General features: G+C 61.4%; 26 protein-coding genes. 19 read left to right on the top strand and 7 right to left on the bottom strand.

The window, feature by feature from the left end; translation table 11 throughout:
- The first annotated feature begins 78 nt into the window (after nt 1-78).
- Nucleotides 79-1,020: a DMT family transporter gene (locus WAO69_RS01075; RefSeq protein WP_422175859.1), complete on the top strand. Its 942-nt coding sequence runs from the start codon at nt 79-81 to the stop codon at nt 1,018-1,020.
- Here the strand turns inward: WAO69_RS01075 and WAO69_RS01070 are convergent.
- Nucleotides 938-1,630 (bottom strand): thiamine diphosphokinase, encoded by a 693-nt coding sequence (locus WAO69_RS01070; RefSeq protein WP_422175857.1) that lies wholly within the window; start codon nt 1,628-1,630, stop codon nt 938-940. The two genes, WAO69_RS01075 and WAO69_RS01070, sit on opposite strands and share 83 nt — an antisense overlap.
- A gap of 137 nt (nt 1,631-1,767) precedes the next feature.
- On the opposite strand from WAO69_RS01070, the gene WAO69_RS01065 reads away from it, so the two are divergent.
- Entirely contained in the window at nt 1,768-3,894 is a 2,127-nt protein-coding gene (locus tag WAO69_RS01065) for a chemotaxis protein CheA (protein ID WP_422175855.1), read from the top strand.
- Between the two features lie 298 nt (nt 3,895-4,192).
- On the opposite strand, the gene WAO69_RS01060 is transcribed toward WAO69_RS01065, so the two are convergent.
- Both WAO69_RS01060 and WAO69_RS01055 read right to left on the bottom strand, forming a co-directional pair.
- Nucleotides 4,193-4,426: a DUF2842 domain-containing protein gene (locus tag WAO69_RS01060; RefSeq protein ID WP_422175853.1), complete on the bottom strand. Its 234-nt coding sequence runs from the start codon at nt 4,424-4,426 to the stop codon at nt 4,193-4,195.
- A 23-nt stretch (nt 4,427-4,449) separates the two neighbouring features.
- On the bottom strand, nt 4,450-5,742 hold the full coding sequence (locus WAO69_RS01055; protein ID WP_422175851.1) for an adenylosuccinate synthase: 1,293 nt from the start codon (nt 5,740-5,742) through the stop codon (nt 4,450-4,452).
- A gap of 151 nt (nt 5,743-5,893) precedes the next feature.
- On the opposite strand from WAO69_RS01055, the gene WAO69_RS01050 reads away from it, so the two are divergent.
- Nucleotides 5,894-6,289 carry a DUF6524 family protein gene (locus WAO69_RS01050; protein WP_422175849.1) on the top strand — a complete coding sequence of 132 codons (396 nt, stop codon included), beginning with the start codon at nt 5,894-5,896 and terminating at the stop codon, nt 6,287-6,289.
- The gene (locus WAO69_RS01045) at nt 6,286-6,504 is read left to right on the top strand and encodes a hypothetical protein (protein WP_422175847.1); all 219 of its coding nucleotides are present in this window, start codon (nt 6,286-6,288) and stop codon (nt 6,502-6,504) included. Before WAO69_RS01050 ends, WAO69_RS01045 begins: the two co-directional genes overlap by 4 nt.
- 36 nt (nt 6,505-6,540) lie before the next feature.
- On the opposite strand, the gene WAO69_RS01040 is transcribed toward WAO69_RS01045, so the two are convergent.
- Genes WAO69_RS01040 through nthA form a run of 3 tightly spaced genes read right to left on the bottom strand, consistent with a single transcriptional unit; the run spans nt 6,541 to nt 8,179 of the window.
- Nucleotides 6,541-6,873 carry a nitrile hydratase accessory protein gene (locus WAO69_RS01040; protein ID WP_422175845.1) on the bottom strand — a complete coding sequence of 111 codons (333 nt, stop codon included), beginning with the start codon at nt 6,871-6,873 and terminating at the stop codon, nt 6,541-6,543.
- Nucleotides 6,870-7,559: a nitrile hydratase subunit beta gene (nthB, locus tag WAO69_RS01035; RefSeq protein ID WP_422175843.1), complete on the bottom strand. Its 690-nt coding sequence runs from the start codon at nt 7,557-7,559 to the stop codon at nt 6,870-6,872. The genes WAO69_RS01040 and nthB overlap by 4 nt, the downstream gene beginning before the upstream one ends.
- Nucleotides 7,556-8,179, bottom strand: a complete 624-nt coding sequence (gene nthA / locus WAO69_RS01030) for a nitrile hydratase subunit alpha (protein WP_422175841.1) — start codon at nt 8,177-8,179, stop codon at nt 7,556-7,558. The genes nthB and nthA overlap by 4 nt, the downstream gene beginning before the upstream one ends.
- Nucleotides 8,180-8,289: 110 nt before the next feature.
- Between nthA and secG the strand changes: the two genes are divergently transcribed.
- The 15 genes from secG to WAO69_RS00955 all read left to right on the top strand — a co-directional run bounded on the left by secG (nt 8,290) and on the right by WAO69_RS00955 (nt 22,932).
- Entirely contained in the window at nt 8,290-8,661 is a 372-nt protein-coding gene (gene secG / locus WAO69_RS01025) for a preprotein translocase subunit SecG (protein WP_422175839.1), read from the top strand.
- A gap of 186 nt (nt 8,662-8,847) precedes the next feature.
- A complete protein-coding gene (locus tag WAO69_RS01020) occupies nt 8,848-10,491 on the top strand; it encodes a CTP synthase (protein ID WP_422175837.1) in 1,644 nt (547 codons plus the stop codon).
- A gap of 99 nt (nt 10,492-10,590) precedes the next feature.
- Entirely contained in the window at nt 10,591-11,037 is a 447-nt protein-coding gene (locus WAO69_RS01015; protein ID WP_422175835.1) for a TerB family tellurite resistance protein, read from the top strand.
- A 102-nt stretch (nt 11,038-11,139) separates the two neighbouring features.
- A complete protein-coding gene (locus WAO69_RS01010) occupies nt 11,140-11,577 on the top strand; it encodes a TerB family tellurite resistance protein (protein WP_422175833.1) in 438 nt (145 codons plus the stop codon).
- On the top strand, nt 11,574-12,314 hold the full coding sequence (locus tag WAO69_RS01005) for a phosphate/phosphite/phosphonate ABC transporter substrate-binding protein (RefSeq protein ID WP_422175831.1): 741 nt from the start codon (nt 11,574-11,576) through the stop codon (nt 12,312-12,314). The genes WAO69_RS01010 and WAO69_RS01005 overlap by 4 nt, the downstream gene beginning before the upstream one ends.
- Before the next feature lie 159 nt (nt 12,315-12,473).
- Nucleotides 12,474-13,232, top strand: a complete 759-nt coding sequence (locus WAO69_RS01000) for an ABC transporter ATP-binding protein (RefSeq protein WP_422175828.1) — start codon at nt 12,474-12,476, stop codon at nt 13,230-13,232.
- Nucleotides 13,233-13,259: 27 nt separating this feature from the next.
- On the top strand, nt 13,260-13,994 hold the full coding sequence (locus tag WAO69_RS00995) for a transporter substrate-binding domain-containing protein (RefSeq protein WP_422175826.1): 735 nt from the start codon (nt 13,260-13,262) through the stop codon (nt 13,992-13,994).
- 67 nt (nt 13,995-14,061) lie between these two features.
- Nucleotides 14,062-14,946, top strand: a complete 885-nt coding sequence (locus tag WAO69_RS00990; protein ID WP_422175824.1) for an ABC transporter permease — start codon at nt 14,062-14,064, stop codon at nt 14,944-14,946.
- 82 nt (nt 14,947-15,028) lie between these two features.
- A complete protein-coding gene (locus WAO69_RS00985) occupies nt 15,029-15,835 on the top strand; it encodes an ABC transporter permease (RefSeq protein WP_422175822.1) in 807 nt (268 codons plus the stop codon).
- Nucleotides 15,836-15,902: 67 nt separating this feature from the next.
- On the top strand, nt 15,903-17,222 hold the full coding sequence (locus WAO69_RS00980) for a glutamine synthetase family protein (RefSeq protein WP_422175820.1): 1,320 nt from the start codon (nt 15,903-15,905) through the stop codon (nt 17,220-17,222).
- 60 nt (nt 17,223-17,282) lie between these two features.
- Entirely contained in the window at nt 17,283-17,963 is a 681-nt protein-coding gene (locus WAO69_RS00975; RefSeq protein WP_422175818.1) for a type 1 glutamine amidotransferase, read from the top strand.
- On the top strand, nt 17,963-19,327 hold the full coding sequence (locus WAO69_RS00970) for a glutamine synthetase family protein (RefSeq protein WP_422175816.1): 1,365 nt from the start codon (nt 17,963-17,965) through the stop codon (nt 19,325-19,327). Before WAO69_RS00975 ends, WAO69_RS00970 begins: the two co-directional genes overlap by 1 nt.
- Nucleotides 19,328-19,385: 58 nt before the next feature.
- Nucleotides 19,386-20,690, top strand: coding sequence for an NAD(P)/FAD-dependent oxidoreductase (locus WAO69_RS00965; RefSeq protein WP_422175814.1), 1,305 nt, complete (start codon nt 19,386-19,388; stop codon nt 20,688-20,690).
- Between the two features lie 109 nt (nt 20,691-20,799).
- On the top strand, nt 20,800-21,990 hold the full coding sequence (locus tag WAO69_RS00960; RefSeq protein ID WP_422175812.1) for a DegT/DnrJ/EryC1/StrS family aminotransferase: 1,191 nt from the start codon (nt 20,800-20,802) through the stop codon (nt 21,988-21,990).
- A 39-nt stretch (nt 21,991-22,029) separates the two neighbouring features.
- Complete coding sequence (locus WAO69_RS00955) at nt 22,030-22,932, top strand: aminotransferase class IV (protein ID WP_422175810.1); 903 nt, start codon at nt 22,030-22,032, stop codon at nt 22,930-22,932.
- Here the strand turns inward: WAO69_RS00955 and phaR are convergent.
- Nucleotides 22,929-23,489, bottom strand: coding sequence for a polyhydroxyalkanoate synthesis repressor PhaR (gene phaR / locus WAO69_RS00950; RefSeq protein WP_422175808.1), 561 nt, complete (start codon nt 23,487-23,489; stop codon nt 22,929-22,931). The two genes, WAO69_RS00955 and phaR, sit on opposite strands and share 4 nt — an antisense overlap.
- Between the last annotated feature and the right edge of the window lie 96 nt (nt 23,490-23,585).

Raw genomic sequence — 23,585 nt, 5'->3', positions numbered from 1 at the left:
TGCACAATCCCGATCAAAACAATTGGAAACCGCATTTGAACGTTGATCACTGCAAGATCGCGTCCTAGCGTTCGCCCCATGACATTGGATCGCCCCTTGCTCGGTATCATGTTGATGCTGGGATTTTGCATCATCGCGCCGATAGGGGACGCGATCGCGAAGGTATTGGGAGATGAGATCCCGATTGCTCAGCTTTTGGTGGTGCGCTTTGGGGTGCAGGCTCTGGTGCTTTTGCCGGTGGTCTGGATCGCCGGTATCCATTGGCGGATGCGCGGGCGGGTGCTGCGGCTGACGATCCTGCGCACGGCGCTGCATATCATCGGGATCGGCGCGATGTTCACAGCCTTGCAATATCTGCCCCTGGCGGATGCCATTGCGATTGCCTTTGTCATGCCGTTCATCATGCTGCTTTTGGGTAAATACGTGCTGGGCGAAGAAGTCGGTGCGCGCCGCCTGATCGCCTGCGCGGTTGGATTTGCAGGCACGCTGATGGTGATCCAGCCCAGCTTTGCAGAAGTCGGCTGGCCTGCGCTGTTGCCGCTGGTGGTGGCGGTGAACTTTGCGCTGTTCATGCTGACCACGCGCCAGATCGCAAAAGAGACGGACCCGATTGGCCTGCAGGCGGTCTCGGGAGTGATGGCGACGGTGATACTGGTACCCGCGATCCTTCTGTTTGGAAACAGTGGGATCCAGGCGATGGGGCTGGTGACGCCGTCTACCCTCGATTGGTGGCTTTTGTTGTCGATCGGATTGCTTGGAACGATCGCCCATCTGATGATGACCTGGTCGCTGCGGTTTGCGCCATCGGCCACGCTGGCCCCGATGCAATATCTTGAGATCCCGTTCGCAACGGTGGTCGGCTACCTCGTGTTTTCCGATCTGCCCAACGGGCTGGCCGCGATCGGCATCACCATCACGGTTGCCTCGGGACTGTATATCATTCTGCGCGAGCGGGCCATTGCGACCCAGCCGCGCTCAGGGCAGGCAGCACCGCATCAAGTGCCGGACCCGGCAGGATAACCAGCATCCCCGGCTGGTCACAGATCAGCCGCACGCGCGCGCTGCTGGCACGGTTGGATGTGCCCACCATCTGCCCCGGTGCCAGCGGCACACCGTCCAGCGGCCATTCCAGCCCTTCAGAGGATGCCGCCACCTGCGACAACGGAAACACCGAGACAAGATCGCCCGGCGTGGCCTCAAAGCTCAGCTCGGGCGGGCACAGAAAGACCAGCTGATGCGCCCCGATCAGGATGCAGCGACGATCCGCACAACGCATCAGGCTGTGAAAGGCCGCAAGCTGGTGATCGGTGCGCGGGCCCATGAAGCCCAGACCCAGCACCAGTGGCGCGCGAATTCGGGTGAGGCATTTTTCGAAATCGGTGCTATCCTGCTCTGCGATGCGATGCAGACGGTCGGTCGGGATCTGCGCGCGCGCGTCGTCGCTTATGGAATCGAGGTCTCCGATCACGGCATCGGGCCGCCAGCCTGCTCTGAGCGCATGATTGGCCCCGCCATCCGCAGCGACCAGCGTTGGCGCAAGGCTTCGGATTGTTTCCAGAAGCGGGCTTGACACTTCACCCCCTCCGACGAGGGTTACGATTTGTTTGCTTTGAACAATTAGGTCTTTCATGGCGCATTGATGCCTGTTTCGGAAACAGATCACAATCTGGCCATGAAATGATACGGTTGATTACACAGATTCGGGCCGATTTTGTCCATGAAGGCTTGGTAAACAGTTTGTCACAAATAAATGAGGACGAGCATCCCATGGTACAAAGCAACAAAATCCTGACCGTGTCCTATGGCACGTTCTCGTGCACGCTGGAGGGCTTTGACGACGCCTTTGGCACCATGAAAGCCATTGCAGAATACTTTCGTGACCTGGCCGCAGAAGATCGTTACTTCGGGGCGGAACCGCCGCAACCCGATGCGGAGATGCTGGCCCATATCGCGCAGAAAGAGATTTCTCGCCGGGTAGAAGCGCATCGCGACGAGACTGGCTATGTGCTGCGTGCCGAGGCCGCCGCGCCGCTGGGTGTTGCTGCCGCTGCTGCCACTCAAGCCGCGCCAGAGGTCGAGGCCGCGCCAGAGGTCGAGGTCGAAGACGTCTCGGACGCCATTGCCCGCGAGATCAGCGCTGCCGCCGACACGATGAGCGACGACACGGTCGCCGAGGGTGCCGCGCAAGCGGAAGATGGAGCGGACGAGGTCGCGTCCCAGGAGGATACGGCTGCGTTCTTTGCCCAGTCCCAGGCTGTTGTCGAGGAAAGTGACGCGCAAGCCCCCGAGGTCGTTGCCGAACCGGTTGCGCCTGTGAAAAACGCCGGGATCACGGCTGCGGCGGACAGCATTGCCGCCAAGCTCCAGCGCATTCGCGCGGTTGTGTCTCGCTCGGAAGCCGAGGACGTGCCTCAGGACTTCTCCGAGGACGAACATGCCGAAGCGATCACCAGCGCGGCCCCTGCGCCCAGCGTTGCCAGCAACATCTCGGATATCCTTGCCCAAACGCAGTTGGATGACGTCGCCGAGGACGAGGTTCTTGAAGATGACGACATGGACGAGCTGAACGCCCGTCTTGACGCGCTGGACCCGGCCGAGGACGAGGCAGAGCAGGAGATGGTCGAGGTGGACGCGGTTCTGCCTGAGCCTGAGCCGGAGCCTGAACCCGAAATCGTGGCCGAGGACGAGGCCGATGTTGCGGACCCGCTGGCGGATTTCCTGAACGCCTCGGATCGTCGGATCGCGGATGAGGAGCAGGACTCGCTCAGCGCATTCCTGGAAGATACGCGCCCGGATGCGCCTTATGCGCCGCTCCTGAAGGATATCGTTGCAGAAGAGAGCGTGCTGGAAGACGACGCGCTGGAAGACGACGCGCTGGACGAGGCCCAGCCTCTCCAAGCGCGGGTGGTCAAGGTCACCAAGGAACAGTTCGACGCCCTTCTGGCCGCTGATCGCGGAGAGCACCTGCCGGTGGTCGATCTGTCCGAAGACGGCGCAGAGTCGACCACGCTGACGGCGGAAGAAGACGCCGACCTGATGCGGGAACTGGCCGCCATCGAAGCCGAGATGGCTGACGATGACGCCGAGATCGATGCATATGACGACGAGGCGGACGCGGACGCTCTGGAAGAGGATGAGATCGGGTCGATTTTCGCGGACACGGACGATGAGGACGAAGACGAGGATGATTTCGTTCCCGAGCGCGCCATTCTGAGCGATGATGCTGACCAGGATCCGGCTGTCGCGCGCCTTCTGGAAGAAGCAGACGACAAGCTGAGCGACTCCGAAACCAGCAATCGCCGGTCCGAGTTTGCCCATCTGCGCGCCGCCATGGCCGCAGGCAAGGCAGAAGAGGCCGCAGGTGGCACCATGTCGGAAGCGGCCAGCGACGGGGTCTACCGCGAGGATCTGGCGCGCGTCGTGCGCCCGCGCCGCCCCGAAGCAAGCGCAACCAGCGAGCGCAGCCGCCGTCCCGACGAGGACAAGCCTGCACCTTTGAAACTGGTTGCGGCCCAGCGGGTGGATGCCGATATCGCCCCTGTGCAGCCACGCCGCGTCATGTCCTCGCCGGCAGATGAGGTGATGGAAGATGGTGCCGAAGGCCAGATGAAGTTCGCCGATTACTGTGACAGCGTCGGGGCGACGGAATTGCCCGATCTGCTGGAAGCGGCAGCGGCCTACCTGTCCTTCGTCGAAGGCCAGGAGCAATTCTCGCGCCCGCAGCTGATGACCAAGGTGCGTATGGTCGAGAAAGAGGAGTTCAGCCGCGAAGATGGTCTGCGCTCTTTCGGGCTGCTGTTGCGGGATGGCAAGATCGAGAAAACCCAGGCCGGACGGTTTACCGTTTCAGACCGGATCGGATTCCGCCCCGAGGATATGCGCGCCGCAGGCTAAAATCTGCAAGACGCATGCCAAGAAGCGCACCCCCGTCCTGCTCGCCTGGGGGTGCGCTTTTTGCATTTTACGACCATCAAATGTGATCATTTACCGATCTATACCGCCATTTTCGCATGTCATGGCCCGTTCTCCGGGCTGCAGATGCCGCGAAATCACCTTGGTGACATGCCATGTCTGACCCGCATGGGCGGGAACATCAGGGCGAACATGCGCAAAATACTGGGCATGTCGGTTGGCTGTTGAAGGCGGGCCTTGATCGGCAACGCGGCGCAGGGATGCTGCGGGCGCACCGCGCCTATTTGGCATCCGGGTCGGCCTGGCCAATCCCGCGAAAGATGAACTTGAAGGGCAAGACCCACAGGATGCCCAGACCGACATAGATCATCAGTTCGACCAGAATGGACGGGCGGTCAAACCAGTTCACCACGCTGACGGCGGCCATGATGTAAAGCGGCAGGCCCACCAGCAGGATCACCAGAGACCAGCGACGACGCGCCTTGTAGCTGAGGGCCTTCTTGGATTCGCTCATCAGGGCACTGCCGCCTTTCTGTCCTAGTCTGCGAATGGGTCGGTTACCAGAATGGTGTCTTCCCGTTCAGGAGAGGTGGAAAGTAGGGCGACCGGACATTCGATCAACTCTTCCACGCGGCGCACATATTTGATCGCGTTGGCGGGCAGATCGGCCCAGCTGCGCGCGCCTTCGGTGGATTCCGCCCAACCGGGCATTTCCTCGTAGATCGGTGTGCAGCGTGCCTGCTGATCGGCGGCGGTGGGCAGATAATCAAGGCGCACACCGTCCAGTTCATAGCCGGTGCAGATTTTCAGCGTCTCGAACCCGTCCAGCACATCCAGTTTCGTTAGCGAGATCCCATTGACCCCGGACGTGGCGCAGGTCTGGCGCACCAGAACCGCATCAAACCACCCGCAGCGCCGTTTGCGCCCGGTCGTGGTGCCGAATTCATGGCCGCGCTCGCCCAGGCGCTCGCCGTCTGCGTCAAACAGTTCGGTCGGGAACGGTCCTTCGCCCACCCGGGTGGTATAGGCCTTGACGATACCCAGGACAAAATCGATCGAGCCGGGGCCGATGCCCGTGCCCGTCGCCGCCTGCCCTGCGATCACATTCGACGAGGTCACGTAAGGATAGGTGCCAAAGTCGATATCCAGCAGCGCGCCTTGTGCCCCCTCAAAGAGGATGCGCTTGCCGGCCTTGCGCTGTTCGTTCAGCACCTTCCAGACCGGACCGGCATATTTGAGAATCTCTGGCGCGATGGCCTGCAGATCGCGCAACAGCGCGTCGCGGTCGATGGGATCAAGCCCGAGACCACGGCGCAGCGCATCGTGATGCACCATCGCGCGATCGATCCGGGTGGCCAGGGTTGCCGCATCGGCCAGGTCGGCGACGCGGATGACCCGGCGGCCCACCTTGTCTTCATAGGCCGGGCCAATGCCCCGCCCGGTGGTGCCGATCTTGGCCACCGAGTTCTGGCTTTCGCGGGCGCGATCCAGCTCTCCGTGGAAGGGCAGGATAAGCGGCGTGTTTTCCGCAATCATCAGGGTTTCAGGCGTGATTTCAACGCCTTGCGCGCGAATGGTGTCTATCTCTTTCAGCAGGTGCCAGGGGTCTAGCACCACACCATTGCCGATGACCGAAAGCTTGCCCCCGCGCACCACGCCAGAGGGCAGCGCGTGCAGCTTGTAGACCGTGCCGTCGATAACCAGCGTATGGCCGGCGTTATGCCCGCCTTGAAAGCGCGCGATGATATCCGCGCGTTCGCTCAGCCAGTCGACAATCTTGCCCTTGCCTTCGTCGCCCCACTGAGCGCCGACAACCACCACATTGGCCATATCCGGTCCTTCTTGAGATGTGTGAGTTCCAAACCCGCGTCCGTATACCGGCGCAGAGGCAACAGGGAAACCTCAATTTGACACCAGTCTTGCCCGGGACTGGACACGGGCCCCCTCTTTGGGCATTTCAATGGGCAAAAAGGTAAAGGGTATGGGCATTTTCCTCAGGTGGTTGTTTGCCTTTTTGTTATTGGCTGCAACCTATAATCCGACGCAGTGGAGCTATGTGCGCTGGTCCATGGCGCATTATGAGACACATTTGTCCCTGGTGGTGTTCCTGGGTTTGGTGCTGGCGATCGGCTATATCATTTATCTGCGCGCGACGCTGCGCTCGATCGGCGGGTTCGGGATGATCCTGATCCTCGCGCTGGTGGGCACGTTGATGTGGGTGCTTTACGATTTTGGCCTGCTGAGCCTGGACAGTCAGCAGTTGAACACCTGGCTGGGGATTTTTGCGTTGTCCGTGGTGCTTGGAATCGGGCTGAGCTGGTCTATTGTCAGACGGGCCCTGTCCGGGCAGGCAGATGTGGATGATATCGACGAATGAAACGCACGCGCGAGCAGGATTTCACCAGGTTCTATTACGAAAAGGTCGCCACCGGCGAAGGCTGCGGCTGTGCCGAGCGGGTGATCGACGTGCATGAGGCCGAGCGTCTTGCAGGCAAACCTGTGCTGCATGTGCCGCTGCGCCTGCCACGCCGGGGGGATTTTCGCCGGTTTCTGGCAAAAGCGGGCCTGACCTCACGACCCAAGTCAAGATAAGCGACTGCAGGTCATCGCCCGCTTGATGCGCTGTGCTCAGTCGTGCAGGTGCACAGGTGCGCCATGGGGCGTAGTGAGATAGGCCTGTTCCCAGGCCGCTTTCATCAGATCGGCCTCGTCGCGACCCGCCTGCCCGGAGTCCGCCAGCATCCCCTCAAGCGTTTCAAGCCAGGCGGTAAAGTAATCGTCGCCACCGTCCAGCTCCTTTTGAACACCATGGGCCTTGAGCGTGGCCGCAAAGCGCGCCGCCCAGTCAGGCCAGCTGAAATGTCCGTCCTCGTTAAGCTTGACGGTCAGCGCAAACAGCTGCGCGTGCCAGGGCTCGCTGAAGACCGGTTCGGGCGCGCCTGCAGGATGGTCATCCATCATGCGGGCTCCAGATAGGATTGCCAGAGATCAAGGACCACTTCATCGCGCGGATGTTCGGGATCGGCCCAGAGTTCGCAGGCAGCAAAGACCACGGCATAGAGCGGCTCGGGGGATTCCCCCAAGCCATGGGCATTGGCATCCGGCAGGATATGCGTGCCGTGCAGGCGCAGGATATGGCCCCGCGCTCCGGCGGCATAGGCGGGAAGACGGGTATGACCGCCCGGCACAAGGGTGTTTGCGGCAGGGCGACGGGTGCGCACGCTTTGGCCGGCCACGAAAAGCGGCGCGACATCCGAGGGGCGATCGGCGGGGCCGCCCTTGGCCAGCGCCGCTGCGACAGCCTGCGGTGTCAGCACGCGGTCAGCCAGAGGGTGGCGAGCGCCCTCGCCCGGCTCATCAAGACCCTGTTCACCGAGATCGCGCTCACTGAGCACGCCGGTTTCAACCAGCAGATCCGCAAGCGCGGAAATCCATTTCTCGTAATAGGAAAACCGCGCGTAATCCGTGGGGCTGAGCCGTTCGCGCGCATGGCGGGAAGTATCGAGGTTCCATTGCCCCAGCGCGCCCGCAGCCAGCGTGACCGCCAGCGCCCGTGCGTGCCAGTCTTCATGAAAGACCGGCGTTTCGGCTTCGGGCATCACCGGCCCGTCGCCAAATCGCCCGCCCATATCATGCACACGGGTCACGGGGCCACGGCCCTGGGCAAACCGGTGCCGATCATGCTGTCGCGCGTGACCAGTCCGGCAAGCGCGTCCGCATCCAGGCCGTCGGTTCCTTCGGGGCGGCGCGGGATCACCAGATAGCGCATCTCGGCGGTGCTGTCCCAGACGCGCACGGCGGTGTCTTCGGGCAGGCAGACGCCGAACTCGGCCAGCACCTTGCGGGGTTCGCGCACGGCCCGCGCACGGTAGGCGTCGGATTTGTACCAGCCCGGCGGAATCCCCAGAAGCGGCCACGGATAACACGAGCACAGCGTACAGACGACCATGTTATGTGTCGTCCCGGTATTGGCCACGGCGGTGATATGTTCACCCTGACGGCCATAAAACCCCATCTCGGCGATCACGGCGGTCGCGTCCTCCATCAGGGCGGCGTGAAAGCCCGGATCGGACCAGGCGCGGGCCACGACCTGGGCTCCGTTCTTGGGGCCGATGCGGTTTTGATAGACGTCGATGATCTCATCCAGAGCGGCCGGATCGATCAGCCCCTTGCGGGTCAGGATCGTCTCGAGAGCCTTGACTCGCAAGGCCGGCTCGGGCGGAAGATGGGAATGCGGGTGATTGTGATCGTGATGGTCATGAGGCATATGCAAGGTTGGCGCGACAGATCGGCCAAGTCCAGAGCCAAAGTCACGCCTTGCCCCTGTCGGCATTTGTGCCTACATAGCGCCCGTCACGAAAGGCACTGCAGGTCCATATGGAAAACGTCGTTCTCATCATCCACCTTCTTCTGGCCCTGGGGCTGATCGCTGTCGTTCTGATGCAGCGCTCTGAAGGGGGTGGCCTTGGCATGGGCGGCGGCGGTGGCGGTGCCACGGCGGGCCGGTCTTCGGCCACGGCCCTTGGCAAGGTGACATGGATCCTGGCCATCGCCTTTATCTGTACCTCGATGACGCTGACCATCTTTGCCGCACAGAACGCGTCCGGCACTTCGGTGATCGATCGTCTGGGCGTGACAGCGCCCGCGCCAAGCGAGAGCGTGCCCAGCCCAACCGTACCCGGCCTGACTGGTGGCTTGTTGCCACCGGCCGAAGGGGACAATGCCCCGTTGGTCCCCAGCGCGGACTGACCCACAAGGTTTTGACGTAGTGTATCGCCGCGCAACAGCATGTTGCGGGCAGGGTTGCAATGGGACCGGAAATCTCTTATTCCGTAAGTCCCGTGATGTTGCGGTTTTTCACCGCCGAATCGCATGGATTATTGGGGTATCTGCCAGCGGCACGTACCCAGGAACACACGGGAGACATCCAAGTCTATGGCACGCTTTGTTTTTATCACCGGCGGCGTGGTGTCTTCGCTCGGCAAAGGTCTGGCTTCGGCTGCATTGGGAGCGTTGCTGCAGGCGCGCGGATTTTCGGTGCGGTTACGCAAGCTTGATCCCTATCTGAACGTCGATCCCGGAACGATGAGCCCCTTCGAGCATGGCGAAGTCTTTGTCACCGACGACGGGGCCGAGACCGATCTGGATCTGGGACATTACGAACGCTTCACCGGGGTGGCGGCGCGAAAGACGGATTCGGTCTCATCGGGGCGGATCTATTCCAACGTGCTGGAAAAGGAACGCCGGGGCGATTACCTGGGCAAGACCATTCAGGTGATCCCGCATGTCACCAATGAAATCAAGGACTTCATCTCGATTGGCGAGGATGAGGTGGATTTCATGCTCTGCGAGATCGGCGGCACGGTAGGCGATATCGAAGGCCTGCCCTTCTTTGAAGCGATCCGCCAGTTCAGCCAGGACAAGCCGCGCGGGCAATGTCTGTTCATGCATCTGACGCTGCTGCCCTTCATTGCGGCCAGTGGCGAGTTGAAGACCAAGCCGACGCAGCATTCGGTCAAGGAATTGCGCTCGATCGGGATCGCGCCGGATATTCTTGTGTGTCGCTCGGAAGGGCCGATCCCTGCCAAGGAACGCGAAAAACTTGCCCTGTTCTGCAACGTGCGCCCCGACAGCGTGATCGCCGCGCAGGATCTGAGCACGATCTATGACGCACCACTGGCCTATCATCGCGAAGGGCTGGACCAGGCGGTTCTGGATGCGTTCCAGATCAGCCCTGCGCCCAAACCGGATCTGAGCAAATGGGAAGACGTGAGCGACCGTATTCACAATGCCGAAGGCGAGGTGAAGGTGGCGATCGTGGGCAAATACACCCAGTTGGAGGATGCCTATAAATCCATCGCCGAGGCGCTGACTCATGGCGGCATGGCCAATCGCGTGCGCGTCAAGGTGGATTGGGTAGATGCGGAAATCTTTGAACGCGAAGACCCTGCCCCGCATCTGGAAGGCTTTCATGCTATCCTGGTTCCCGGTGGCTTTGGCGAGCGCGGAACCGAAGGCAAGATCAAGGCCGCGCAATTCGCGCGCGAGCGCAAGGTGCCCTATCTGGGCATCTGTCTGGGCATGCAGATGGCCGTGATCGAAGCGGCGCGCAACACCGCGAATCTGTCGGATGCGGGGTCGGAAGAGTTCGACCACGAGGCCGGCAAGAAGCGGTTCACCCCGGTGGTCTATCATCTCAAGGAATGGGTGCAGGGCAACTACAAGGTCTCGCGCAAGGTCGATGACGACAAGGGCGGGACCATGCGTCTTGGAGCCTATGACGCGGTGCTGAGCCCGGGCTCGAAAGTGGCCGAAATCTATGGCACGACCGCGATCGACGAGCGTCACCGCCATCGCTATGAGGTCGACATCAAGTATCGCGACAAGCTGGAAGCCGCAGGTCTGCGCTTTTCGGGGATGTCACCGGACGGGCGCTTGCCCGAAATCGTCGAGTGGCCCGATCATCCCTGGTTCATCGGAGTGCAGTTCCATCCCGAACTGAAGTCGAAACCGTTTGAGCCCCATCCGCTTTTTGCGGATTTCATCCGCGCTGCTCGGGATGTCAGCCGGTTGGTGTGACCGCGATCCCTCGCCCTGCAAGATTTGCCGGGACACCGGTGTCGACTCGGCGCGTTTTTGATAAACTCGCCTGAATACTGCCGCAAAAGGGGATGACCGATGAGTTTGCTGGGCCGCATTCTGAGCGGATTCCGTGACACACATGCCGAGCCTCTGCCTGCTCCGGACGCGAAACTGGCTCTTGGGGCGCTGCTGGTGCGGGTGGCAAAGTCAGACAAGGTCTATACGGTCTCGGAAATCAGTCTGATCGACCGTATCTTGGCACAGCATTTCGGACTGAAACCCATCCAGGCCGCCAAGATGCGCGCCACCTGCGAAAAGCTGCAGAAGGCGGCACCTGATTCGGGCAAGTTTGCCGAGTTGATCCGCAACGAGCTGAGCCATGACGAGCGTATGCAGGCGCTGTGCGACCTGTGGCAGGTGGTGCTGGCGGATGGGTCGGAAGATGCCTGCGAGGTGGAGATCGTCGAGGCTCTGCGCGAGGCTTTGGGTCTGGATCCGGACGAAAGCGCCGAGGCGCGTCAACGGGCGCTCGGGGCGCTTTAGGGCGGCCGTTTCTGGGGGCGCTGCCCCCTTGCCCCCCGGGTATTTTCAACCAGAAAGAAGCAGGGCTTGGCGTTGGAGGCCGCGCGGCCTATATGCGAAAACATGTTTGGTGATTTCCTGCGGCGACTGACCGCCCCGTCCTCCGAGCCGCTGCCTGACGCAGACGCGCGTCTTGCCTTGACGGCCTTGCTGGTGCGCATTGCGCGATCCGATGGCGAATATGCCTCGGCGGAGGTCGCGCAGATCCGCACGGTTGTCGCCGGGCGCTATGGGCTTGGCACAGCCGAGGCGGAGGCGCTGTTGCGCGATGCCGAAACGCTGGAGAGCGAGGCCCCCGACACGGTGCGCTTCACCCGCGCGATCAAGGATGTGGTGCCCTATGAAGAGCGCCTTGGCGTGGTCGAGGCCCTGTGGACCGTGGCGCTGGCCGATGGCGCGCGCGATGATGCGGAAGACGCCATATTGCGGTTGTCGGCCAAGCTGCTGGGCGTGAATGACCGCGACAGCGCCCTGGCACGGCAGCGGGCGCAACGCGCATGATCGCATCTCTGGGCATGTATGATCTTGCCCCGCTGCAAGATGCCAACGATCGGTTCTGGGCGTTGATCCGCGACGCCCTGGGGCACGGCCCCGAGAAGCTGACCCGGGACATGGATTTCTGGGAGATCTGGCAAAGTCCGGATCTGGTGTTCTCACAGACATGTGGCATGCCCTATCGCACGGCCCTGCATGGCAAGGTGGCGCTGGTGGGCACACCGGATTACGGGGTGAGCGGCTGTGGCCCTGGGTACTATAACTCGGTGCTGATCGCGCGCCGCGATGATCCGCGCGAGAGCGAGGTCGCCTTTGCGGGTGCGCGCTTTGCCTATAACGAGCCTGTCTCGCAATCGGGATGGGCGGCACCGATGGTGCATCTGCGCGCGCGTGCCGTGCAGATGGGAGATCTGCTGCAGACCGGCGCGCATGTCGCCTCGGCCCATGCGGTGGCCGAAGGGCGGGCCGATCTGGCCGGGATCGACGCGCTGACCTGGGCCTTGATGCTGGAACATGATCCTGTCACGGATGCGTTGCGCGAAATCGCGCGCACCGAGCCAACGCCGGGCCTGCCCTATATCACGGCCGCCGGACGGGACGGGCACGAGATGGCGCTGGCGGTTGAGCAGGCGATCCGAGCGTTGTCGAATCACGATCGCGCGCTGCTGCATCTCAGGGGTCTCGTACGGATCCCGGCCGGGGACTATCTGGCTGTTGCGACACCTCCGCCACCTGCCTCATAAGTGCGCAAATCCGACTTGACCTTTGGTCAAAGCATCATGTTTCAAGCTGTTTTGAGCGAATTCAGCGTTGCAATGGAACTGGTTTTCATTCCTATTACGTCGGATCGATGAACCAACCGCGAGCTTTTCTTGACTGACTCTCCTGCTGCCAGGTCTGCTGTGATCGAAATCAAGAACCTGCACAAAGCCTATGGTGCGTTGGAGGTTCTGAAGGGTGTTTCTGTTACGGCCCATCGCGGAGATGTGGTGTCGCTGATCGGATCGTCAGGCTCCGGGAAATCAACATTGCTGCGCTGCGCCAACCTGCTGGAGGACAGCCAGCAGGGCGACATCCTGTTCAAGGGCGAGCCGGTGCAATGGAAAGGCAGCGGTCTGGGGCGTCATCCGGCAGATAACAAGCAGGTCACGCGCATTCGCACCAACCTGAGCATGGTGTTTCAGCAATTCAACCTGTGGGCCCATATGACGATCCTGCAGAACGTCATGGAAGCGCCCTGCACGGTGCTGGGCCGCGAGCGGGGCGAAGTGGATGCAGCTGCGCGCAGATATCTCGACAAGGTCGGGATCGGAGACAAATGCGATGCCTATCCTGCCCAACTGTCGGGCGGACAGCAGCAGCGTGCGGCGATTGCGCGGGCGCTGTGCATGGAGCCGGAGGCGCTGTTGTTTGACGAGCCGACCAGCGCGCTGGATCCGGAACTGGAACAGGAGGTTGTCCGGGTCATCAAGGATCTGGCAAATGAAGGGCGCACGATGCTGATCGTGACCCATGACATGAAGCTGGCTGCCGATGTGAGTGACCATGTGGTCTTTCTTCATCAGGGGCTGGTGGAAGAGGAAGGGGCTCCCGAACAGCTGTTCGGTGCGCCCAAATCAGAACGATTGCGCGGCTTTCTGTCAGCCACACGCGCAGCGTAACCAAAAATCCAAACCGGGAGTTTCATCATGAAAAAACTGATACTGGGCACAGCTGCCCTTGCACTGACGGCGGGGCTTGCCTTTGCCGATGGCCACGGAAAAACCATCCGTATGGGCACGGAAGGTGCCTATGCGCCATATAACTTCATCAACGACGCCGGCAATCTGGACGGCTTCGAGATCGAGCTGGGCAATGAGCTGTGCGCGCGCGCCGAGCTGACCTGTGAATGGGTCAAGAACGACTGGGATTCCATCATCCCCAACCTTGTTTCGGCCAACTATGACACCATCATGGCCGGCATGTCGATCACGGCTGAGCGCGATGAGGTGATTGATTTCACTCAGGATTACTTCCCACCCACCGCATCTGCATACGTGGGTGCCGCGGATGGCGCGGATTGGGAAACCGGCATTATCGCCGCTCAGACCGCCACCATCCAGGCCGGCCATATCGCCGAGAGCGGTGCCACGCTGGTTGAATTCGCAACCCCCGAAGAAACCGTGGCTGCCGTGCGCAACGGTGAAGCGGATGCGGTCTTTGCCGACCGTGACTATCTTGCGCCGCTGGTCGAGGAATCCGGTGGAGCACTTGTCTTTATCGGCCCCGAAGTGCCTCTGGGTGGCGGTGTCGGCATGGGCCTGCGCGAGAGCGATGGTGAGCTGCGCGACAAGTTCAATGCAGCCATCACCGACATGAAGGCGGACGGCACGCTGAACGCGCTTTTGATCAAGTGGTTCGGTGAAGGCACCGTCACCTACTGATAGAACCGGCGGGGCTCTGCCCCGTCACATCGCGGGGGCCGGGTGACGGCCCCCGCACTGGGGCATAATGTTTTCTTTTTGCACAGACCCATCCGCGCTTGATACGTTGCGCTGGTTTTCGTGTTACCTCACGAATGGGGTGCATATGCAGTTCTACATCTCCTTTGTGAAGGTGTTGTTGCTGCTGGCGATCACCGCGCCCGTCGCGCTGGCCTTCGGGTTTGCAGGTGCCATGGCGGCGCGGTCGCGATTTGCGCCGCTGTCGTGGTTCGGCAAGATCTATATCGCCGTCGTGCGCGGTGTGCCCGATATCGCGTTCTTCCTGTTTTTCGTGATCGCACTGGATCAGATGTTCGAATATGTGCGCCACCGGGTTCTGTGCCCCGATTGGACCGATCCGATCCGGCAGGGCAGCGATTTCCTGGTCTGTCAGCAGGCCAAGCTGCCTTTGGGCTCATCCCCGGAATGGGTGCATGAGAGCTATGGCTTTTTCCTTGCGGTGATTACCTTTGCAATCGTGTTTGGCGCCTTTGCGGCCAATGTTCTCTATGGCGGCATGCAGGCTGTGCCGCGCGCGCAGTTGGAAACGGCAGAGGCCTATGGCATGAACCACCGTCAGACCTTCTGGCGGATTCTGGTGCCGCAGATGTGGGTCTATGCCTTGCCCGGATTGTCGAACCTCTGGCTGGTGCTGATCAAGGCGACGCCGCTGTTGTTCCTGCTGGGGATCGAAGACATTGTCTATTGGGCGCGCGAACTGGGCAGCACCAAGACCGCGCGGTTCTCGGATTATCCCCATGGCGACTGGCGGATGTGGTATTTTCTTGGGTTGCTGGTGTTTTACCTGCTGCTGACCCGTGTCTCGGAGATCTGGCTGGAGCGGTTGATGCAACGTCTGACCCACGGTCAGGCCACCACCGGCGGCGAAGCACAGCGCAGGGCCACCGCATGAGCGGGGCCATGTCCAACCCTGGCAACATGCGCGCCGCGCACCGGCTTGCCGGTACGCCCTGCCATGTGGAAGGGCCAAGCTGATGTCGTGCTGGCAGACGATCCAGGACTATGGGCTGCGCAGCCTGGGCTATGGTGAGCGCCTGTTGCCGCGCACCGATTTCACCCTGTGCGAGCATTTCGTGCTGATCGGTTCGGGCATGATCTGGAACATCTATTTCGGCGTTGTGGCCCTGGGTTTGGGGTTCTTCTTCGCGACCGCCCTGGCCCTGGGCAAGATGTCCGCGAACCGGCTGATCCGCAAACCTGCCGAATGGTTCATCTTTCTGTTTCGCGGCTCGCCGCTGTTCATCCAGTTCTTCTTTGCCTATTTCCTCTTCCTCAGCCTCAAGGGGTCCTACGCGTTCTTTGACCCCTTCACGGCGGCCTGGCTGGGGGCGCTGATCGTGCTGTTTCTCAATACCTCCGCCTATTCGGCCGAGATATTCTATGGCGCGCTGCGCTCGATCCCCAAGGGCGATGTCGAGGCTGCGGATGCCTATGGCATGTCCGGCTGGCCAAGATTTCGGCGCATCGTCTGGCCGACCATGCTGCGTCTGGCCTGGCCTGCATACACCAATGAGGCGATCTTTCTGTTTCACGCCACGGCGCTTGTGTTTTTCTCAAGCTTCCCCGCCTGGCAGCAGCGGGGCGATGCGCTGTATTACGCCAACTATTTCGCAGATAAGACGTTCAACCCGTTTGTGCCCTACCCGATCCTGGCGATGTATTTCATCATCTTCACGCTTGTGATCGTCGCCATTTTCGGAGCGATCAACCGCCGTTTGAACAGTCACCTGCCACAGAACGAAAAAGCAAAGCTGCGCATCCGCCCCAACCTGATCCGGTAAAGACAGACAATGGACAGCGCGATATGCCCCGCGCTATCGCTTGTCCAAACAAGTGTGAGTAACCCCGATGGACCTGTATCAATTCCCGACAATTCGTGTGGGTGCCTGCGATCTGAACGGCCAGATGCGCGGCAAACGCCTGCCCGGCAGCTATGGAGCAAAGCTGGAGAGCGGCTCTGTGCGCATGCCGCTGTCCAGCCTGAACGTCGATCTTTGGGGGGCCGATATCGAAGGCAGCCCGCTGGTCTTTGAAACCGGCGATGCGGATGGGGTGTTGCTACCCACCGATCGGGGTGCGGTGCCCATGCCGTGGCTGGCTTCGGCCAGCGCGCTGGTGCCGATGTGGATGCAGCATGAGAACGGCACACCCTTCGCGGGCGATCCACGCCATGCGCTGGCCGCCGTCAATGCACGCTACGAGGCCAAGGGCTGGCAAGTGATGGCCGGGACCGAGCTTGAATTCACGCTGGTGGATGACCGCGGCACTGCGCTGGCCCATCCGCCTCACCCTCTGAACGGGCGGGCCCTGGCGGGCGAAGCGATCCTGTCGGTGCGCCACATCGATGCGTTCGATGCGTTCTTTACCGATCTTTATGCCGGGGCCGAGGCGATGGGCATTCCCGCACAGGCCGCCATCTCGGAATCCGGGATCGGCCAGTTCGAGATCGACCTCATCCATCAGCCGCTGATGCGAGCCGCCGATGACGCCTGGCTTTTCAAAACGCTTGTCAAGGGCATCGCGCGCAAGCACGGGTTGGCGGCCACATTCATGGCCAAACCCTTCGACGATGATGCGGGCAACGGGTTTCACGTGCATGTCTCGGTTGTGGATGGGGACGGCAACAACGTGTTCAACGATGGCGGGCCGGACGGCACCGACACGCTGCGCCATGCGATCGGAGGCTGCCTTGCGGCGATGCCGGCAAGCACGCTGATCTTTGCGCCCCATCTGAACTCCTTCACCCGTCTGGTGCCGGGTGCCCATGCACCCACCAGTGCCGCATGGGCCTATGAGAACCGCACCGCAGCGATCCGCGTGCCGGGCGGCGCGCCAGTCGCGCGGCGCTTTGAACACCGGACCTCGGGTGGTGACGTCAATCCCTATCTGATGCTCGCCATCATCGCCGGTGCGGCTCTGGAAGGGATCGAAGCGCAGATGACGCCCAGCCCGCCCATCACCGGCAATGCCTATGAGACCGAAGGCCTGCCGCACCTGGCCGCCACCTTGAGCGAGGCGATCAAACTCTTTGAGGCGGATCCGCTGATCGCGCGCATCCTGCCGGCGCAGTTGATCGACAACATGTGTCAGACCAAACGGCAGGAAATGGCCCGATTCGAGAGCATTCCCCCTGAGATCCATTGGCAAACCTATCTGGAAGCCGTCTGACCCTCTTGCCCGAATGGCCTGTTACGCTTATCTGTAATTTGATCAAATTATTGGTGACCTATGAGAATCGGGATACTGCAGACCGGTCACGCGCCCGAAGAGTTGATGGCGCGACTGGGCGATTACTCGGATATCTTCCAGCGCATGCTGGCCGGAAACGGCTTTGACTTTGCCACCTGGAATGTTGTGGACATGGAATTTCCGGACGGGCCCGAGGATGCGGACGGGTGGCTGATCACCGGGTCCAAGCACGGGACCTATGAGGATTTGCCCTGGATCCCGCCTCTGGAAGAGCTGATCCGGGACATTCATGCCAGCAAACGCCCCATGGTGGGCATCTGCTTTGGCCATCAGATCATTGCACAGGCACTTGGCGGCAAGGTGGTGAAATTCCCGCAAGGATGGTCCGTGGGGCGCACCGATTACACTCTGGACGAGCGGTCCGTAACGCTGAACGCCTGGCATCAGGATCAGGTGATCGAACGGCCCCCAGAGGCGCGGGTTCTGGGATCAAACGCGTTTTGCGAGAACGCCTTCCTAGGCTATGGCGATCATATCTGGACAGTTCAGCCTCATCCGGAATTCAACGCCGAATTTGTCGACGGGCTGATCAAGGGGCGCGGCAAGGGTGTGGTGCCAGACCACCAGCTTGAGGCGGCGGCCGCCAATCTGAACGGACCAACCAACAACGCAGAAATGGCCGCCCATGTTGCGGCGTTTTTCAAACAAGCGAGGGCGTAATGGCCGAAGACTGGATCAAGAACCTGCCCGAAGCCGCCCAGGCTTTCCTGGAAGGGCGCCGCCTGGATGAGGTGGAATGCATCATCTCGGACCTGCCCGGCATTGCGCGCGGCAAGGCCGTGCCGGCCAGCAAATTCGCGCGGCAGGACTACTTTCACCTGCCGGATTCGATCTTTTACCAGACGATCACCGGTGACTGGGGTGAAGCAGCCGGAGATGAAGGGTTCATCGAACGTGATATGATCCTGAAGCCCGACATGAGCACCGCCAGTGCGGCCCCCTGGACGGGCGACTGGACACTTCAGGTGATCCATGACGCCTTTGACCGTGGCGGGGATCCCATCGAATTCGCACCGCGCAACGTGCTCAAGCGCGTGGTCTCGCTTTATGAAGCAAAGGGCTGGACGCCCGTCGTGGCACCGGAGATGGAATTCTTTCTTGTCGCGCGCAATCTGGATCCGGCCAAGGAGATCGAACCGATGATGGGCCGCTCGGGACGTCCGGCAGCGGCGCGTCAGGCCTATTCGATGACTGCCGTCGATGAATTCGGACCTGTGATCGACGACATCTATGATTTCGCCGAAGCGCAGGGTTTCGAGATCGACGGCATCACCCAGGAGGGCGGGGCCGGTCAACTTGAGATCAACCTGCTGCACGGGGATCCGGTCAAGCTGGCGGATGAAGTGTTCTACTTCAAACGCCTGATCCGTGAAGCCGCCCTGCGCCATGATTGCTTTGCCACCTTCATGGCCAAACCCATTGCGGATGAGCCGGGTTCGGCCATGCATATCCACCATTCGGTGCTGGACAAGGAAACCGGCAAGAACATCTTTTCCGGTCCCCAGGGCGGCGAGACGGACGCGTTCTTCTACTTTATCGGTGGCTTGCAGAAATACCTGCCCGCGGCCGTGGCCGTGCTGGCGCCCTATGTGAACAGCTATCGCCGTTTCGTGCGCGATCATGCCGCTCCGATCAATCTGGAATGGGGCCGCGACAACCGCACGACAGGCATTCGCGTGCCGCTCTCCAGCCCTGCCTCGCGCCGGGTCGAAAACCGGATCGCGGGTATGGATTGCAACCCCTATCTGGGGATCGCCGCGAGCCTTGCCTGCGGTTACCTGGGTCTGATCCAGGAAGAACGCCCCGACAAGAGCTTCAAGGGCGATGCCTATGAGGACAGCGAAGGCGACCTGCCGCGCGTGATGGGCGATGCGCTTGACCTGTTCGACGAAGCCCCGGATCTGCATGCGGTCCTGGGCGAGGAATTCGCCCGGGTCTATTCCATCGTCAAACGCACCGAGTATGAGGAATTCCTGCAAGTGATCTCTCCGTGGGAACGTGAGCACCTGCTGCTGAATGTCTGACCCTTTGGGTCGCGTTGCATTCGGGTATTTTTGACCAGAAAGAAGCAGGGGGACTGCTTTGAACCTTCTTTATGCCAATGACCAGCGCGGAGAATATCCGGCAAGCTGGTATGCCGCGACCGCAAATCCAACGAGGCCGCGCGCGCCTTTGCGCGGTGAGGTCAAGGCGGATGTCTGCGTGGTCGGTGCGGGCTATACCGGCCTGTCCGCTGCGCTGCATCTGGCCGAGGCCGGGTTGCGCGTGGTTGTTCTGGAGGCCCATCGCGCGGGCTTTGGTGCATCCGGGCGCAACGGCGGTCAGCTTGGGTCGGGCCAGCGGGTTCACCAGGAAGCGCTGGAGGCGCTGGTGGGGCGGGCGGATGCAGGCAAGCTCTGGGATCTGGGAGAAGAGGCCAAGGATCTGGTCAGGGATCTGATCGCGCGCCACGGTATTGACTGCGATCTCAAACCCGGTGTCGCCGCCTGCGGCTTTACTGCTGGCGAGATGCGCGAGTTGCATGACCATGCCGCGCATATGCGGGCCGAATACGGCTATGATCAGATCGAGGTGCTGGACAGGGACGCCTTTGGCGCGCTCTGCCCGTCTCCGGCCTATCACGGCGGCATTCTGGATATGGGGGCTGCGCATCTGCACCCGCTGAACTTTGCACTGGGCCTGGCAGGTGCAGTGGAAGCGGCAGGCGGGCAGATTTTCGAGAATACCGAAGTACTCGACATCCGCGAAGCAAAACCGGTCGTGCTGCGCAGCGATGGCGGCAGCGTCACGGCAGATCACGTGGTCCTGGCCTGCAACGGCTATCTTGGCGGGCTGAACCGCAAGGTCGCCGCGCGGGTGATGCCGATCAACAATTTCATCGCCGCCACGGAACCACTGGGCGATGAGGCTGCGCGGGTCCTGGCGCGCGATGTGGCCGTTGCCGACAGCAAGTTCGTGGTGAACTATTTCCGCCTGAGCCGCGACAAGCGGTTGCTGTTTGGCGGAGGTGAGACCTATGGCTATCGCTTTCCGTCAGATATTGCCGCCCTGGTGCGCAAACCGATGACCCAGATTTTTCCGCATCTGAAGAATGTGCGGATCGATTATGCCTGGGGTGGCACGCTGGCGATTACCATGAAACGCCTGCCATATCTGGCGCGGGTGGCCCCCAACATCCTGACGGCCTCGGGCTATTCCGGGCACGGCGTCGGCACCGCCACCCATGCCGGCATGCTGATGGCGCGCGCCATTCAGGGACAGGCCGAGGGCTTTGACATCATGGCGCGCATCCCGTCCATGCCCTTTCCCGGAGGCGCGCGCCTGCGCTCGCCCCTGCTGGTGCTGGCGATGACCTGGTATGCGATGCGCGACCGTCTGGGCGCATAAGGGCCAAAGCGACAGTTTTGTGAAATTCTGCCCTTGCTGCAACACAAGGCTGGCATGGCGCGCTCAGGTGTTTTATATTTCTGAAAACCTTAATTAAGGAAAATGAAATATGAAGCGCGCACCCGACGTTCACCAAGCCGAACCCATCCCAGTTGCCGCCCGCGACGCCATCGACGCGCTTTTGCAATCGGGAGATCTGTTTCGCTATACCGCGCCCGAGCATGCGCCTGTGTCGCTGCTGGAGGCCGAATTCGCCGAGATGATCGGTGCGAAATACGCGCTGGCGGTCTCGTCCTGTTCGGCTGCGCTGTTTTTGTCGCTCAAGGCCCTGGGTCTGCCGCGCGATGCTCGGGTGCTGATCCCGGGCTTTACCTTTGCGGCGGTTCCCTCCTCGGTCATCCATGCCGATTGTGTTCCGGTGCTGTGTGAAGTGGGTGAGGACTACCGCGTCGACCTCGCCGATTTCGCAGCCAAGCTGGACAGTGTCCAGGCCGTGATCATCAGCCATATGCGCGGCCATACCAGCGATATGGATGCGATCATGCAGCTGTGTGAGGCCCGCGACATACCCGTGATCGAAGATGCGGCGCATTCGCTGGGCACGACATGGGCCGGGCGCAACATCGGCACAATCGGCCGGGTGGGTTGCTTTTCGTTCCAGTCCTACAAGATGATCAATGCCGGTGAGGGCGGGATCCTGATCACCGATGATGCTGATCTTGTGGCGCGTGCCATCATCATGTCCGGTGCCTATGAGCACAACTGGAAGAAACACCCGGTGTTGCAGGATGCCTTCGGGCGCTGGCAGAATCGGCTGCCGCTGTACAATCTGCGGATGTCCAACCTGTCGGCCGTCGTCATTCGCCCGCAACTGCCCGAGCTGGCGCGCCGGGTGCGCGACGGGCGGGCCAATCACGACCATGTGGCGGCACGGCTTGAAACCTCGCCCTTTATCCGCGTGCCTGCCCCGCTGGCTCCCGAACAGCGCGCGCCCGATTCCATTCAGTTCAACCTGGTGGGCCTGGACGAGGCCACAACCCGCGCCTTTGCAGCCACTGCCAAGGAACTTGGTGTCTCGGTGCAGGTCTTTGGCCTGAGCGCGGATAATGCGCGCGCCTTCTGGAACTGGCAGTTTCTTGGCGAGATCCCCGAATTGCCGTTGACGCGGGCGATGCTGATGCGGGCCTGCGATGTGCGTTTGCCCGTGCGACTGACCCGCGAGGAGCTGGATACGGTCGCTGACATCCTGCTGCAGGCCATGGACCAGGTCACCACATCCGAGCGCGCCTACGGCACCTGACATCTTGCGCGCATGGAACCGAGCGCGCAAAACTGGATCATGGATGATCTATCAAACGGAGCGGCCTGGATCGACGGGACCATCCTGCCGATCAGCGAGGCCAGGATCAACGTCACCGACTGGGGCGTGACCCATAGCGATATGGCCTATGACGTGGTGCCCGTCTGGCAAGGCGCGTTCTTTCGTCTGCCCGATTACCTGCAGCGCTTTACCGCCTCGCTCAGCGCCCTTCGCATGGATATCGCGATGGGCCCGGATCAGATCCAAGCCGCGCTGCACCGGATGGTTGGTGCCTCGGGCCTGCACTCGGCCTATGTGGCGATGGTGGCGGCACGCGGGCGAAACCCGGTTCCCGGCAGCCGCGATCCGCGCGATTGTCAGAACCATTTCTATGCCTGGTGCGTGCCATATGTGCATATCGTCAAACCAGAGATCGCAGAGGCCGGCACCTCGGTCTGGATCGCCAAATCCGTGCGCCGCATCCCCCAGGACAGCGTCAACCCACGGGTCAAGAACTATCACTGGGGCGATTTCACATCCGGCCTGTTCGAAGCCAAGGACAAGGGCTTTGAAACCACCCTGCTGCTGGATCATCAGGACAATGTGACCGAGGGGCCGGGCTTTAACGTCTTTGCCCTGTTTGGCGACCGGCTGGTGACTTCGCAACATGGGGTGCTGCACGGTATCACACGCCAGACCGTGTTGGAGATGGCCCGGGAGATGGGTCTGACGGTCGAGACGCGCCCCCTGCCCCTTGAGGAATTCTGGCGCGCGGATGAGGTCTTTCTCTCCTCTTCCGGAGGGGGCGTGATCCCCGTCACCCGCGTGGATGAGCGGCATTTCTCGAACGGTGCGCCCGGCCCTTGCGCACGCCAGCTGCGCAAGACCTACTTCGAATGGCTGATGAAGGACGCGCTGCGCACGCCCCTGCACCAGGTTTAACGCAGCTTGGACAGCTTGTTCTGCAGATCGGCAAGCTGCTTCTTGATCGCTTCCAGATCCTCGCCCTTGTCCGCTTCGGGCTCAGGCTCGGGCTCGGGTGCCGATGCCCCCCACTGGGCATTCAGTCCAAGCGTCATCGCCTTGATAAAGGCTTCCTGCTGGGCCTTGATGGCCTCGAACCCGGGCATTTTCGCAATCGGGTTCATGGCATTCATGTTTTCCACCATCTTGCTCTGGCTTTCGCGCAGCATGTCGAAGGAGCCCTGCAGGAATTGCGGCATGACCCCCCCGCCGGGGATCATGTAGCTGCGCACCAGATCATTGAGCACATTCACCGGCAGCACGTTCTCGCCCCGGCTTTCATGTTCGGCAATAATCTGCAGCAGGTACTGGCGCGTCAGGTCATCTCCGGATTTCAGATCAACGATCTGCACCTCACGGCCTTCCCGGATAAACCCCGCAATATCTTCAAGTGTGACGTAATCGCTGGTCTCGGTATTATAGAGCCGCCGGCTGGCATAGCGTTTGATCAGCAGGGGTTTTTCTTCTTCGGCCATGTCTTACCCTCCCCGGACATGATGCAGTGCAGCAAGCCTAGGGCAGCATTATACAAAAGGAAAGAGTTGCCAGAAAACCAGCGCGGCCTCCATCAG

The sequence above is a fragment of the Aestuariivita sp. genome (assembly GCF_049276915.1).
In the GTDB taxonomy this organism is placed as follows: Bacteria; Pseudomonadota; Alphaproteobacteria; order Rhodobacterales; family Rhodobacteraceae; genus Aestuariivita.
This window is presented reverse-complemented; position numbering and strand designations above follow the sequence as displayed.